The following is a 12,865-nucleotide window of genomic DNA, read 5'->3' as shown; positions in this document are numbered from 1 at the left end:
CGTCTTTACCGCGTCACCCGTAGCGCTTAATAGGCGGTCGATCCAAGTTTCTGTTCAAAGGTACAGCATGCGTCTTGCATGGTTTTTCCTCGCGCTCGCCATCGCGACTGAAGTGGTGGGCCTGACGGTGATGAAGGCCGCTTCCGAAAGCGGCTCCTACCTCGGCCACATCGTCATGTATGTCTCGATCGCGCTCTCCTACGTCTTCCTGGCGAAGGCCGTGAAGACGATATCGGTGGGCGTCGCCTACGCGATCTGGGAAGGTTCGGGCGTCGCCATCATCACACTGGTTTCGGTTTTCGTGTTCGGCCATGTGCTGACCGGACGCGAAATGCTCGGACTTTCGATGGCGATCGTCGGCATCCTGCTCGTCAATGCCGGCGAGTACCACGAAGAGGACGACGCGATGAACGAAGGAGCCGCCGATGAGCGCGCCTAGCATCTACTTCGTTCTCGCGGTCGTGGCCGGCATCCTCGATATTGGGGCCAACCTTGCATCGACGAAATCGGAGGGGTTCGCCCGCCGTGGCTGGGGCATCCTCTCGATCCTGCTGGTGCTCGCCGCCTTTGCCTTCCTGGCGGAAGCCACCAAGGGCATGGAGCTCGCCATTGCCTATGCCGTGCTTGGCGCAACCGGGATCTTCGGAACGGCTATTTGTGGCCGTTTCCTGTTCGGCCAGAAGCTGAAGCCGATCGGCTGGGTCGGACTGGCTCTCATCTTCGGCGCGGTGCTGGTGCTTCACACCGCCTGACGCGGGTGCCCGCCGGGTCCGGCGTGCTTCTTGCCTTCCATGGCCTCCGCCTTGCTGCAGGTCAGCCAGTTCAATACGCGGAAATAGAGGCTGTAGGGCAGCAGGTCCATGAGCTTCATCGCGTAGGCAAAGCGGCGCGGAAAGGCAATCTCGAACCGTCGCGACTTCAGGCCGGCGACGATACGCCTTGCCGCCTCCTCGCTGGTCACCGGCGCCGGTCTCAGAAATCGGATATGTGCGGTCCCGGGCGTATCGACGAAGCCGGGACTGATGATCTGCAGCCGGATGCCGAGCCGGTCGAGATCGAACTTCAGGCTTTCAGCCATATTGATCAGCGCGGCCTTGGTGGCGCCATAGGCGGCACTGGTCGGCAATCCGCCATAGCCGGCGACCGACGAGACGATGGCGATGTGTCCGTACCCCTGCGCCTTCATATGCTCCACCGCCGGCAAGAGACAGTTGACGACGCCGTTGAGGTTGACGGCAAAGCTCTTCTCGAAGGCCTCGCGGTGAAGCTCGCCTCCCCGCACCGGCAGCGCGACCCCGGCGTTCAGCACCACGAGCGAAAGATGCCCGTGATCGTATTCGATCGCCGCCATCACCCGCTCCATGTCGGCGGGGTCGGTGACATCGCCGTCGAGCACGGTGATCCGCCCTTCACTTGCCGCTTCATGCTGCAGATCCACGAGCCTGTCGTGGTTTCTCGCCGTCACGACGACGGAGTAACCTTCGCGCACCAGCGCAAGCGCCAGTGCCCGCCCGGTTCCCGAGCTTGCGCCCGTTACCCAAGCCAGTTTCTGTTCCGATTTCGTAGATTGAATACTCATCACTCACTCCTCGGCACGCGCCGGGAAACACGTACGCATCTCCTTCTGTGGGCGAAAAATGACTTGCCCGGCCCTTCTTCGCGGCAGCGCTCCTTGCCGCCGGCTCTCGCAGTCCCTGGAGACGATTTTTGTTCGGGACAGAGCGACGGCGAAACGCTATTTCTTGCCTGAAGTGCAGGCTGAGCCGAAAACACGCCAACATTTCGGCGGTACCGGAACGTTGTCGATATTCGCTGGCCGCCATTCGTTTTTACCTGGTACGTGCCGCCTTGCCGCGGTGCCTGTCCTCAAACACGAGGTTCTGAAAATGGCCATTCTCCCGTCCGTGCTCGAAGCAATCGGAAACACGCCCCTGATCCGGCTGAAATCCGTTTCCGACGCGACAGGCTGCACGATCCTCGGCAAGGCCGAGTTTCTGAACCCCGGACAATCGGTGAAGGACCGGGCGGCCCTTTCGATCATCCGCCATGCGGAACGCACCGGGCAGTTGCGGCCGGGCGGCGTCATCGTCGAAGGCACGGCCGGCAACACCGGCATCGGGCTGGCGCTCGTCGGCCAGGCGCTCGGCTACCGCACCGTCATCGTCATCCCGGAAACCCAGAGCCAGGAAAAGAAGGACGCCCTCCGGCTGCTTGGCGCCGAGCTCGTCGAAGTGCCCGCCGTTCCCTATAAGAACCCCAACAACTACGTGAAGATTTCCGGCCGCCTTGCTGAGCAACTGGCGAAGACCGAGCCGAACGGCGCCATCTGGGCCAACCAGTTCGACAACGTTGCCAACCGCGACGCCCATGTGGAGACCACGGCGCCCGAGATCTGGCGCGACACGGATGGCAAGGTCGACGGTTTCATCTGCGCCGTCGGCTCCGGCGGAACGCTGGCCGGTGTCGCGCAAGGGCTGAAGGCGAAGAACCCGGCAATCAAGATCGGCCTTGCCGATCCGCAAGGGGCCGCACTCTACAATTTCTACACCAATGGCGAACTGAAGTCCGAGGGAAGCTCGATCACCGAAGGCATCGGCCAGGGCCGCATCACTGCCAACCTCGAAGGCTTCACGCCCGACTTCTCCTACCAGATCCCCGATTCGGAAGCGGTGCCATACGTCTTCGATCTGATCGAGCGGGAAGGCATCTGCGTCGGTGGTTCGACGGGCATCAACATCGCCGGCGCGGTACGGCTCGCCAAGGATCTCGGACCGGGACATACGATCGTGACGATCCTGTGCGACTATGGTAACCGCTATCAGTCGAAGCTCTTCAACCCGGACTTCCTCGCCTCCAAGGGGCTGCCGGTTCCAACATGGTTGAAGATGGCTTCCAACATTGCAGTGCCATACGAATCAGTTGGATAGGAATGCGATGACCAGGACCGTGACCGCGCTCTTCCGTGACGACTTCTACCTCTCGACCTGCGAGGCCAGCGTCACCGGAATCCTCGAAGACGGCGGGATCGAGTTTGATCAGACCTGCTTCTATGCCACCTCCGGCGGCCAGCCCGGCGACAAGGGCTTTCTGGAGCGCGCCGATGGCAGCCGCATCGACATCGCGGTCGCCCGCCACGGGGAGACCAAGGACATCATCGTCCATGTGCCGGCCGAGGGCCAGCCGGCGCCCGAGATCGGCGAGAAGCTGGTTCTGCACATCGACTGGCCCCGCCGCTACCGGCTGATGCGTATGCACACGGCCTGCCACCTCCTTTCGGTCGTCTGTCCCTTCCCGATTACCGGAGCATCGGTCGGCGAGGACGAGAGCCGTGTCGATTTCGACATGAGCGAGACGATCGACCGGGACGAGGTCACGGCAGCGCTGATGAAGCTCGTCGACGAAAACCACCCCGTTTACGTCCAGTGGATCACCGACGACGAACTCGCCGCCAACCCCGGCATTGTCAAGTCGAAGAATGTTCGCCCGCCGATCGGCCTTGGGCGCGTCAGCCTTGTCTGCATCGGCGAGAACTCGGCGATCGACAGCCAGCCCTGCGGCGGCACGCATGTGTCGGAAACGCAGGAAGTCGGCGCCATCCATATCGCCAAGATCGAGAAAAAGGGTAAGGAGAACCGCCGGTTCCGTATCCGCTTCGGCACCCCCGAAGACCGCGCATCAGTTTGAGTAAGGAGTTGCGACCGTGACCAACAACAAGAGCGCCTTTGTCGTTTCCGCCGATTGGCTGCAGGAGCGCCTTGGCGATCCCTCGATCCGGATCCTCGACGCGTCGTGGTATCTGCCGGCACAGAAGCGCAACCCGAAGGCGGAATACGACGCCGGCCACATTCCCGGTGCGGTCTTCTTCGACCAGGACGCTATTGCCGACCATACGAGTGGCCTGCCGCACACCCTGCCTTCGCCGGAAGCTTTTGCCGAAGCCGTCGGCGCGCTCGGCGTCAGCGAGACGGATACGATCGTCGTCTATGACGGCCCCGGCATCATGACGGCGCCGCGCGTCTGGTGGGAATTGCGCATTATGGGCGCCAAGAATGTCTATGTGCTCGATGGCGGTATGGACGGCTGGAACCGGGAAGGCCGACCCGTGAGCACGGACGTGCCTTCGCCCAAGCCAGCCACGTTCAAGCCGAGCTTCACGCCGGCCGCGGTCACGTCTCTCGCGGGGATGAAGCAGATCGTCGCCGATGGAGCGATCCAGATCGCCGACGCCCGTGGCGCCCCGCGCTTTTATGGCGAGGAAGCCGAGCCGCGCGCCGGTCTTCGTTCGGGCCACATGCCGGGCGCCTACAGCCTGCCGTCCGGCGTCTTTTCGGAAAACGGGAAGCTCAAGGATCTCGAGAGCCTCCGCCAGACATTCGCCGCTGCCGGCGTCGATCTTTCAAAGCCCGTGGTCACCACCTGCGGATCGGGCGTGACTGCCGCCATCATCACCCTGGCGCTGCAATCGCTCGGCCACACCGACAACACGCTCTATGACGGGTCCTGGTCGGAATGGGGCGGACGCGCTGACACCGCTGTCGTCACGGGTCGCGAGTGACGCCATGCGCACTCCGAAGCTCACCTCACTGACGGCGCACGTCACCGAACTCGAAATGACGGCTCCGCCGAAGCAGAGCCTGCCGATGCCGGTCAATATCCAGACCGCGATCCTGCGCGTCTCCGACATTCCGCTCGGCTACTATCGGTTTCTCTATCTGCGCGTCGGACGCCGCTGGCATTGGACCGAACGGCTGCGAATGAGCGACGAGGATCTGGCAGCCCTGCTTGGAGACAAGCGGCGGAGCGTAACGGTCCTCTACGTCAACGGCGCGCCGGCCGGCTTCTTCGAGCTGCATCAGGGCGACGACGACGTGGTCGAGCTTGTGCATTTCGGGCTGATGGAACACGCACTCGGCCTCGGGCTCGGCAAATGGTTCCTGCTGCAAACGCTGTTTGCCGCCTGGGCGCTGAACCCGAGCAAGCTTACGGTGACCACCAACAACCTCGACCATCCCCGCGCGCTGCAGCTCTATCAGCAATTCGGCTTCTCGCCGGTCGCGACCCGCGAAGCCACAGTCAAGCCTTTGACCGATGCCGAACTTCTGACGCTGGTGAAGAACCTCTGAAGAACACCATCCGGCAAGTTCCGGGTGTCCCGATGGCTGCTGCCGGTGCAGTCTCCTGATCGAACAACAGAAGCCGATCAAGGAGATCCACCATGTCGTTGCGCTATATTCCTATGTCCGACGCGGAAGCCCGCCGGATGAGAGAAGGTGGGCTGGACGCCTATGGCAATGCGCCGGAACGACAGGTCTCCGATGGCGGCGGCGTACCCTGCCGTCATTGCCTGGATTATGTCGAGGCCGGCGCACCCTATCTGGTTTTCGCGCTTCGGCCGTTTGCCTCGTTGCAGCCCTATGCGGAAACCGGGCCCGTGTTCATGCACGCCGAGGCCTGCCCGGCGCATGATGGCGACGCATTGCCGCCGATCCTGAACTCACGCGCCGACTACCTGCTGCGCGGCTACGGCGCGGACGAGCGCATCGTCTATGGAACAGGCGACGTCGTTGTCAGGGAAGAAGTGGAAAGTCGCGCGACCGAGTTGCTGGCGAGATCGGACGTTGCCTCCGTGCACGTCCGTTCCACCCGGAACAATTGCTACCAGTGCCGGATAGAGCTGGCCTGAGACGAAATCGGCCCGGCATTGCTGCCGGGCCGAACCGATTGTCAGGCGACGTTCAGCACTGCCTCGGGCGCATAGGCATCATAGCCGAGCGCTTCGGCGACGGGCGCGTTGGTGACTCGACCGCGGTGCACGTTGAGGCCGGCGCGCAGATGCCGGTCTTCGGCGATCGCCTTCAGGCCCTTGTCGGCGAGTTGCAGACCATAATGCAGCGTGGCGTTGTTGAGCGCATGCGCCGAGGTCACTGGCACCGCACCCGGCATGTTCGCAACGCAGTAGTGCACGATGCCATCGACCTCATAGGTCGGATCGGAATGGGTCGTCGCGTGCGAGGTTTCGAAGCAGCCGCCCTGGTCGATGGCGACGTCGACGATGACCGCTCCCTTCTTCATGCCGGTCAGCATTTCGCGGGTCACGAGCTTCGGTGCCGCAGCGCCCGGGATCAGCACGGCCCCGATGACGAGATCGGCCGAGAAGACTTCCTCTTCCAGGGCGTCGATGGTCGAATAGCGCGTGTGCACGCGGCCGGCGAAGAGATCGTCGAGCTGGCGCAGACGCGGGATCGAACGATCGAGGATAGAGACATCGGCGCCGAGGCCCGCCGCCATGCGCGCAGCATGCAGGCCGACTACGCCGCCACCGATGACGGTCACCTTGGCCGGCAGCACGCCGGGCACGCCGCCGAGCAGGATGCCGCGGCCACCATTGGCTTTCTGGAGCGAGGTCGCACCGGCCTGGATCGCCAGGCGCCCGGCAACTTCGGACATCGGCGCAAGCAGCGGAAGGCCGCCGCGATCGTCGGTGACGGTCTCGTAGGCGATCGCCGTGACGCCGGAATTGAGCAGGCCCTTGGTCTGTTCCGGATCGGGCGCAAGATGCAGATAGGTATAGAGAATTTGGCCTTCGCGCAGCTGCGCCCATTCGGAGGGCTGCGGCTCCTTGACCTTGACGATCATGTCCGATTTTTCGAACACGTCCTTTGCCGTCGCGACGATTTTCGCGCCAGCGGCACGGTACGCATCGTCGTCCGCGCCGATCCCTGCCCCGGCCTTGGTTTCCACGATTACCTCGTGGCCATGGGCAACATATTCACGCACCGAGCCGGGCGTCAGGCCGACACGATATTCATGGTTTTTGATTTCCTTCGGGCAACCGACACGCATCCTTGCGTTCCTCTCCTGTAATGGGCTTTGCGCCGCTTTTGACGAGGCAATCAGCAAAACACGCGGACAATCGAATGTCCTTGCAAAGACGAAAGCCAACGCGCATTGATTTCGAAAAATATTGCGGCATTTGGAGCAATATCGAGGGAAATCACCAATGAGCGAACTTGACGCCATCGATCATGCGATTCTGCGCATTCTTCAGCAGAACGGGCGGATCTCCAATGCCGACCTCGCGGCCAAGGCCGGGCTCTCGCCGTCGGCCTGCTCGCGCCGGGTCGACATCCTGGAAAAATCGGGAACGATCGCCGGATACCATGCCCGGATCGCCCACAAGGCGCTCGATTACCAGATCGTGGTCATCGTGCACATTTCGCTCTCGGGGCAGTTCGCCAAGACGCTCGCCGAATTCGAGGCGGCGGTAAAGCTCTGTCCGAACGTGCTCGTCTGCTACCTGATGTCGGGGGAATACGACTATATCCTGCGGGTGGCGGCCAAGGATCTGCAGGACTACGAGCGCATTCACCGCGACTGGCTTTCGGCCCTGCCCCACGTGGTGAAGATCAACTCGAGCTTCTCGCTGCGCGAAATCATCGACCGGCCGAATGTCGGCATCTGAAGGCGGCCGAAGACTCTACCGGCCGACGACGCAATCGCGGCCGCGTCCCTTGGCAGCATAGAGCCTCAAATCGGCCTGCGCCAGCAGATGCTCGACCGAGCCCCCATCGGCCGGCGTCGAAGAGAGCCCGATGCTCGCCGTCACCGGGCGCCCATCCGGCGTCGACAACTGGCTCGATATCGCGATCCGGATTTCATCGGCGCGCCGCAGCCCATCCGCCTGGTCCATCTCCGGACAAAGGATGACGAACTCCTCGCCACCGTAGCGGAACAGGCGATCGACGGGGCGAATCTTCGATTTCACCGTTTCGACCAGCTGTTGCAGCACGCGGTCGCCCTCGAGATGCCCGAAGCGATCGTTGACGCCCTTGAAGTGATCGACGTCAATGATCATCAGGGTAACGGCAGCGTTCGCGCCGGTGGCCATACGCAGCATTTCCGGTGCTTCGACCTCGAACCGGCTGCGGTCGAGCGAGCCCGTCAGCGTGTCCTGCCCGGACCGCGACAACAGATCCTCGTAGCGCTCGCGGAAGGTCAGCGTGTTGAAGATGTCGCCGAGCGGCCGGTCCGACATGGCAAGCGACGGGTGGCGCGAGAGGTTGAGATAAAGGCCGACGGCAATGGCATAGAAGGGTGCCGCCAGCATCTTCGCCATCCAGCCGCCCCAGAAGACCTCCGCCGGCGCGCCGTTCCACCAGCGCAGCGCCGCATAGAAGGCGGCCTGATCGAATGTGAGCACCACGACACCGCAGATGAGGAAACGGACGGTCACGAAGTGACGCAACCACTGACCGAGGCGCTCGTAGAGCAGGATGATCATCAGCGCATCGAAGTAGAGGATCGTCGTCCCCCAGACCATCAGCCATCCCATCTCGTCGATGAAGACGAGGTCGGCGGAGCGCTCCGCGACGATCGATACCGTATCGTGCTGCCGCAGCAGAAGGCTGAGCGCTACGGTGAGGAAATTGCCGGCGAGCAGACCATAGATCGGTTGGCGCACCGTTGCTGCGTCCTCCTTCACATAGAGGAGGAGGATCATCATCAACTTGCCGGAAAACAGGACGGCCGATCCCGGCGAGATCACGCCGAACGGCAGTTGCACATAGAAGACCGCTGCAAGATAGGTCTCGATGAAGTGCATGACGCCAAGGGCGGCGACAAATACCCCGAGCCCCAGTCGGGCACGAAGGTGCAACAGCCCGATCATCGCCGTCACGTAGACCAGCGCCTCGCCGACGAAGAGAAGAAGGTTGGCGTTTGGCATGTGCTTGAGAAAGTTCCGTTTCGTGGAGCACCGTTAACCAGGAAACTTGAAGAAAACTTTACCAGGTGTCCGCTGTTGCTCGACCTTTTCAGTGCGAAAATCTGCCGCTTTCGGAAACGGCGGCTTTCCGGCATAGTCGGCGCCAACCCACCGTCGTTCGCTGACCAGCGAACACAACTCCCAATTGTATTCCTTTTCCATGAAGACCCGCATTCTTGATAAATGGAGGACCGCATGACATCGATGACTTCCCCGCTTCACCTCACGCGCCGCTCGCTTCTCGCGGGGGCCGCGGCCTCGTCGGCACTCGTCATGCTGCATCCATTCTCGGCGCGCGCCGCCGCGAATCAGGCGCATCTCAGGATCATGGAATCGACGGACTTGCACGTCCACGTGTTCCCCTACGACTACTACGGCGACAAACCTAACGACACGGTCGGCCTTGCGCGCACCGCTTCGATCATCGACGCCATCCGCGCCGAAGCGACGAACTCCATCCTCGTGGATAACGGCGACTTCCTGCAGGGCAATCCGATGGGCGACTACATCGCCTATCAGCGCGGCATGAAGGATGGCGACATCCACCCGATCGTCGCCGCCATGAACGTGCTCGGCTATGACTGCGGCACGCTCGGCAACCACGAATTCAACTATGGTCTGGACTTCATGTTCAAGGTGCTGAACGGGGCCAATTTCCCCGTGGTCTGCGCCAACCTGACGAAAGGATCGCTTGCCGCCAATGCGCGCCAGGACGAACTCTTCCTGAAGCCCTATGTCATTCTCGACCGCAAGGTGAAGGACGGTTCCGGCCAGGAGCATTCGGTCCGCGTCGGCCTCATCGGCTTCGTACCGCCGCAGATCATGACCTGGGACGCCAAGCACCTGGAAGGCAAGGCCAACGCCCGCGACATTGTCAAGGCGGCCGAAGCCTGGGTGCCGCAGATGCGCGAAGAAGGCGCCGACATCGTCGTGGCGCTCTCGCACTCCGGTATCGGCCAGCAGGCCTATGCGGAGAACCTCGAGAACGCCTCCGTGCCGCTGGCCGCAATCGAAGGCATCGATGCGATCGTGACCGGCCACAGCCACCTGGATTTCCCCGGACCGAAGTTCAAGGAGATTGCCGGCGTCGACAACGAGAAGGGACTGATCTCCGGCAAGCCCGGCGTCATGGGCGGATTCTGGGGCTCGCATCTCGGCCTGATCGACCTGTTGATCGAGCGCGACGGCGGCAAATGGCGCGTCGTCAGTTCGACGAGCGAGGCACGCCCGATCTATCGCCGCGAGGACAAGAAGGTCATCGCCGAGGTCGCCGACAAGCCGGAGGTCCTGGCGGCCGCCCAGAAGGACCACGAGGCGACGCTTGCCTATGTGCGCACGCCCGTCGGCAAGACCAGCGCGCCGCTCTATTCCTACTTTGCCCTGGTTGCTGACGATCCGTCGGTGCAGATCGTCAGCCAGGCGCAGGCCTGGTACATCAAGGAGATGCTGAAGGAGACCGAGCACCGCGACCTGCCGGTACTTTCGGCGGCTGCCCCCTTCAAGGCCGGGGGTCGCGGCGGCGCCGACTACTACACCGACGTTCCGGCCGGCGACATCGCCATCAAGAACGTCGCGGATCTGTACCTCTATCCGAACACGGTGCAGGCCGTGGTCATTACCGGCGAGCAGGTACGCAACTGGCTGGAAATGTCGGCCGGCATCTTCAACGAGGTCAAGCCGGGCGCTTCCGACGCGCCGCTGATCAACGGCGGTTTCCCGTCCTACAATTTCGACGTCATCGACGGGGTCACCTATCAGATCGACCTTTCCGTACCGCCGAAGTTCGACAAGGACGGCAACACGATCAATGCCGCCTCGAACCGCATCAAGAACCTGCAGTTCAACGGACAAGCGATTGATCCGGCCCAGAAATTCGTCGTGGCCACCAACAACTACCGCGCCGGCGGCGGCGGCAACTTCCCCGACATCGGCGCCGACAAGGTGGTCTTCGTGGCCCCCGACACCAACCGCGATGTGGTGGTGCGCTACATCATCGACCAGGGCACGATCAACCCGTCGGCCGACGCCAACTGGACCTTCGTCCCGCTCGCAGGCACCAGCGTGACATTCGACAGCGGACCGAAGGCGCGGCAGTTCCTGGCGCAGGTGAAGGGCGTGACGATCGAGGACGCTGGAGACGCTGCCGAAGGTTTTGCGCGTTTCCGCATCAAGCTCTGAGCCACGAACCGATCAGTGGGCTGCCGCTTGCGGCGGCCCACACACTGGCGCGTGGCCGATCCAGCAGGCGAAACCGCAGACACAAGCCCACGTCATTCCTGCCGCAGAACATGAGCTGCGGCAGACAATGTTCTGTTTATTTTAGATTATCTTGAATGTAGGTGCGCGGCTCAGACCTGGCGCGACGGGGCGTCGTCGGAAAACAGCGACGGGCCGGTCTGGTCGATGATCTGGCGCCCCTTGCGCAGTGCCGCGTCGATCGCGTCCTGCTCGGACGTGAAGAGATCGGCGCGGATGAAGCTGCGGACCTTGGCGCCGCCTTCGGCCGAGACTTTCTCGATGTTGCCCGCCAGACGAAACTGGGAGCCCTCGCGCATCGGCGTCGCGCGGATGGTGCATTCCGCATAGGACTCGGATTTCCCCGGTGCTGCCTGCGCCTGGTCTTCAGAGTTGCCGGAGCGGCCGAACAATTTCGAGAAAAACGATGCCATGCCCAAGACTTAGACGCCGCGGTCGACACTGTCAAAGCTTAAGTGCCGATATTCGACCGCGACGCCCTCACGCCGATCAGATGATAAGGTTCGAGAGGATCTCGTTCTCGGTAATGTCCTGGTAGCGCAGCCCGGCAGCGTCGAAGCGAGCCTTCAGCACCGGGAAGTTCTCCGCATGTTTCGTTTCGATGCCAATCAGGATGGAACCGAAATTGCGGGCTGACTTCTTCAGATACTCGAAGCGCGAGATGTCGTCTTCGTCTCCAAGCAGGTTGAGGAAATCGCGAAGCGCGCCCGGCCGCTGCGCCATACGCAGGATAAAGTATTTCTTGAGACCGGCATGGCGCATCGCCCGCTCCTTGACGTCGGGCAGACGCTCGAAATCGAAGTTGCCACCGGAAACGACCGCCACCACCGTCTTGCCCGCAAGCACCTCGGGGCCTAGCGCTTCGAGCGCCGAGATCGAAAGGGCCCCAGCCGGCTCTAGCACGACGCCTTCGACATTCAGCATGTCGACGATCGTCCGGCAGATGGCATTTTCAGCGAGCAGCATAACCTGGTCAGGCGAGAAGCGCCGCAACGCAGCAAAGTTCAGATCGCCGATCCGCCCGACGGCGGCACCGTCGACGAAGTTGTCGACCTGGTCGAGGGTCACGACGCTGCCGGTTTCCAGGCTTTCCCGCAGGCTCGGCGCACCCGACGGCTCGCAGAAGATGAAATGATCGGCCGCGACCTTGTCCTTGAGGTAGCCGGTGACGCCGGCGGCAAGGCCGCCACCGCCGACCGGCAGCACGACGAGATCAGGAATGACACCTTCCGGCAGTTGCCAGGCAATTTCCGCCGCGACGCTTGCCTGCCCCTCGATGATGTCGGCGTGATCGAAAGGCGGCACCATGACGCCGCCGATCGCTTCCACGTGGTCGCGGGCAGCCTTGTAGCATTGGTCGAAGATATCGCCGACCAGTTTGATGGTGATGAACTCGCCGCCGAACATCCTGGTCTTGTCGATCTTCTGCTGCGGCGTCGTCACCGGCATGAAAACGACACCCGGAACGCCGAAATGGCGGCAGACGAAGGCGAAGCCCTGGGCGTGGTTGCCGGCCGAGGCGCAGACGAAAGTCATCCCCGAGGCACCGGCACCGATCGCCTTGCGGAAGAAGTTGAAGGCGCCCCTGATCTTGTAGGAGCGAACTGGCGAAAGATCCTCGCGCTTCAGATAGATGTTGGCGCCGTAGCGTGCGCTCAGGTGTTCGTTGAGCTGCAGCGGCGTCGGCGGGAAGATCTCCCGCAAGGCTTCGGTTGCGGTTTCGACATCCTGCTTCATCACGTGCGGTCTTCCGTTGAGTTGGTCGCTGGCGGTCGCTATTGCACATCGCAACGCCCGAAGCCATGGCTTTGACTCGAATCGGGCCGACGTTGAAAATGGCGCACC

At 62.5% G+C, this 12,865-nt stretch carries 15 protein-coding genes; 9 read left to right on the top strand and 6 right to left on the bottom strand.

The annotated features are described in order from the left end of the window. The first annotated feature begins 67 nt into the window (after window positions 1-67). The gene (locus tag IB267_RS01535; RefSeq protein ID WP_192446125.1) at window positions 68-439 is read left to right on the top strand and encodes an SMR family transporter; all 372 of its coding nucleotides are present in this window, start codon (window positions 68-70) and stop codon (window positions 437-439) included. Then, window positions 426-752, top strand: coding sequence for an SMR family transporter (locus IB267_RS01530; protein WP_043620407.1), 327 nt, complete (start codon window positions 426-428; stop codon window positions 750-752). Before IB267_RS01535 ends, IB267_RS01530 begins: the two co-directional genes overlap by 14 nt. Here the strand turns inward: IB267_RS01530 and IB267_RS01525 are convergent. After that, the gene (locus IB267_RS01525; RefSeq protein ID WP_192446124.1) at window positions 740-1,579 is read right to left on the bottom strand and encodes an SDR family oxidoreductase; all 840 of its coding nucleotides are present in this window, start codon (window positions 1,577-1,579) and stop codon (window positions 740-742) included. The two genes, IB267_RS01530 and IB267_RS01525, sit on opposite strands and share 13 nt — an antisense overlap. 307 nt (window positions 1,580-1,886) lie before the next feature. On the opposite strand from IB267_RS01525, the gene IB267_RS01520 reads away from it, so the two are divergent. The 5 genes from IB267_RS01520 (at window position 1,887) to IB267_RS01505 (ending at window position 5,683) form a co-directional block, all read left to right on the top strand. After that, entirely contained in the window at window positions 1,887-2,927 is a 1,041-nt protein-coding gene (locus IB267_RS01520; protein WP_192446123.1) for a cysteine synthase A, read from the top strand. Between the two features lie 7 nt (window positions 2,928-2,934). After that, window positions 2,935-3,684, top strand: a complete 750-nt coding sequence (locus IB267_RS01515) for an alanyl-tRNA editing protein (protein WP_192446122.1) — start codon at window positions 2,935-2,937, stop codon at window positions 3,682-3,684. 16 nt (window positions 3,685-3,700) lie between these two features. Then, window positions 3,701-4,555 carry a 3-mercaptopyruvate sulfurtransferase gene (gene sseA / locus IB267_RS33190; RefSeq protein WP_371742482.1) on the top strand — a complete coding sequence of 285 codons (855 nt, stop codon included), beginning with the start codon at window positions 3,701-3,703 and terminating at the stop codon, window positions 4,553-4,555. A 4-nt stretch (window positions 4,556-4,559) separates the two neighbouring features. Continuing rightward, the gene (locus IB267_RS33185; protein ID WP_246810532.1) at window positions 4,560-5,123 is read left to right on the top strand and encodes a GNAT family N-acetyltransferase; all 564 of its coding nucleotides are present in this window, start codon (window positions 4,560-4,562) and stop codon (window positions 5,121-5,123) included. A gap of 92 nt (window positions 5,124-5,215) precedes the next feature. Continuing rightward, window positions 5,216-5,683 carry a DUF1203 domain-containing protein gene (locus IB267_RS01505; RefSeq protein WP_192446121.1) on the top strand — a complete coding sequence of 156 codons (468 nt, stop codon included), beginning with the start codon at window positions 5,216-5,218 and terminating at the stop codon, window positions 5,681-5,683. A gap of 41 nt (window positions 5,684-5,724) precedes the next feature. Here IB267_RS01505 and ald read toward each other — a convergent pair whose 3' ends face one another. Next, window positions 5,725-6,843: an alanine dehydrogenase gene (ald, locus tag IB267_RS01500; protein ID WP_104664003.1), complete on the bottom strand. Its 1,119-nt coding sequence runs from the start codon at window positions 6,841-6,843 to the stop codon at window positions 5,725-5,727. A gap of 157 nt (window positions 6,844-7,000) precedes the next feature. On the opposite strand from ald, the gene IB267_RS01495 reads away from it, so the two are divergent. After that, complete coding sequence (locus IB267_RS01495) at window positions 7,001-7,462, top strand: Lrp/AsnC family transcriptional regulator (protein WP_192446120.1); 462 nt, start codon at window positions 7,001-7,003, stop codon at window positions 7,460-7,462. Between the two features lie 15 nt (window positions 7,463-7,477). On the opposite strand, the gene IB267_RS01490 is transcribed toward IB267_RS01495, so the two are convergent. Both IB267_RS01490 and IB267_RS01485 read right to left on the bottom strand, forming a co-directional pair. Then, on the bottom strand, window positions 7,478-8,725 hold the full coding sequence (locus IB267_RS01490) for a diguanylate cyclase (RefSeq protein ID WP_192446119.1): 1,248 nt from the start codon (window positions 8,723-8,725) through the stop codon (window positions 7,478-7,480). A 33-nt stretch (window positions 8,726-8,758) separates the two neighbouring features. Then, a complete protein-coding gene (locus IB267_RS01485; protein WP_192446118.1) occupies window positions 8,759-8,926 on the bottom strand; it encodes a hypothetical protein in 168 nt (55 codons plus the stop codon). A 42-nt stretch (window positions 8,927-8,968) separates the two neighbouring features. Between IB267_RS01485 and IB267_RS01480 the strand changes: the two genes are divergently transcribed. Further along, window positions 8,969-10,942, top strand: a complete 1,974-nt coding sequence (locus IB267_RS01480; protein ID WP_192447149.1) for a bifunctional 2',3'-cyclic-nucleotide 2'-phosphodiesterase/3'-nucleotidase — start codon at window positions 8,969-8,971, stop codon at window positions 10,940-10,942. 170 nt (window positions 10,943-11,112) lie between these two features. On the opposite strand, the gene IB267_RS01475 is transcribed toward IB267_RS01480, so the two are convergent. Then, window positions 11,113-11,433 carry an HlyU family transcriptional regulator gene (locus IB267_RS01475; RefSeq protein ID WP_192446117.1) on the bottom strand — a complete coding sequence of 107 codons (321 nt, stop codon included), beginning with the start codon at window positions 11,431-11,433 and terminating at the stop codon, window positions 11,113-11,115. 76 nt (window positions 11,434-11,509) lie between these two features. Next, a complete protein-coding gene (gene ilvA, locus IB267_RS01470; protein ID WP_192447148.1) occupies window positions 11,510-12,757 on the bottom strand; it encodes a threonine ammonia-lyase in 1,248 nt (415 codons plus the stop codon). Between the last annotated feature and the right edge of the window lie 108 nt (window positions 12,758-12,865).

The organism is Ensifer sp. ENS09, from assembly GCF_014852425.1.
Taxonomy (GTDB): domain Bacteria; phylum Pseudomonadota; class Alphaproteobacteria; order Rhizobiales; family Rhizobiaceae; genus Ensifer.
The sequence above is the reverse complement of the archived record's forward strand: the minus strand, read 5'-3'. Positions and strand labels throughout refer to the sequence as shown.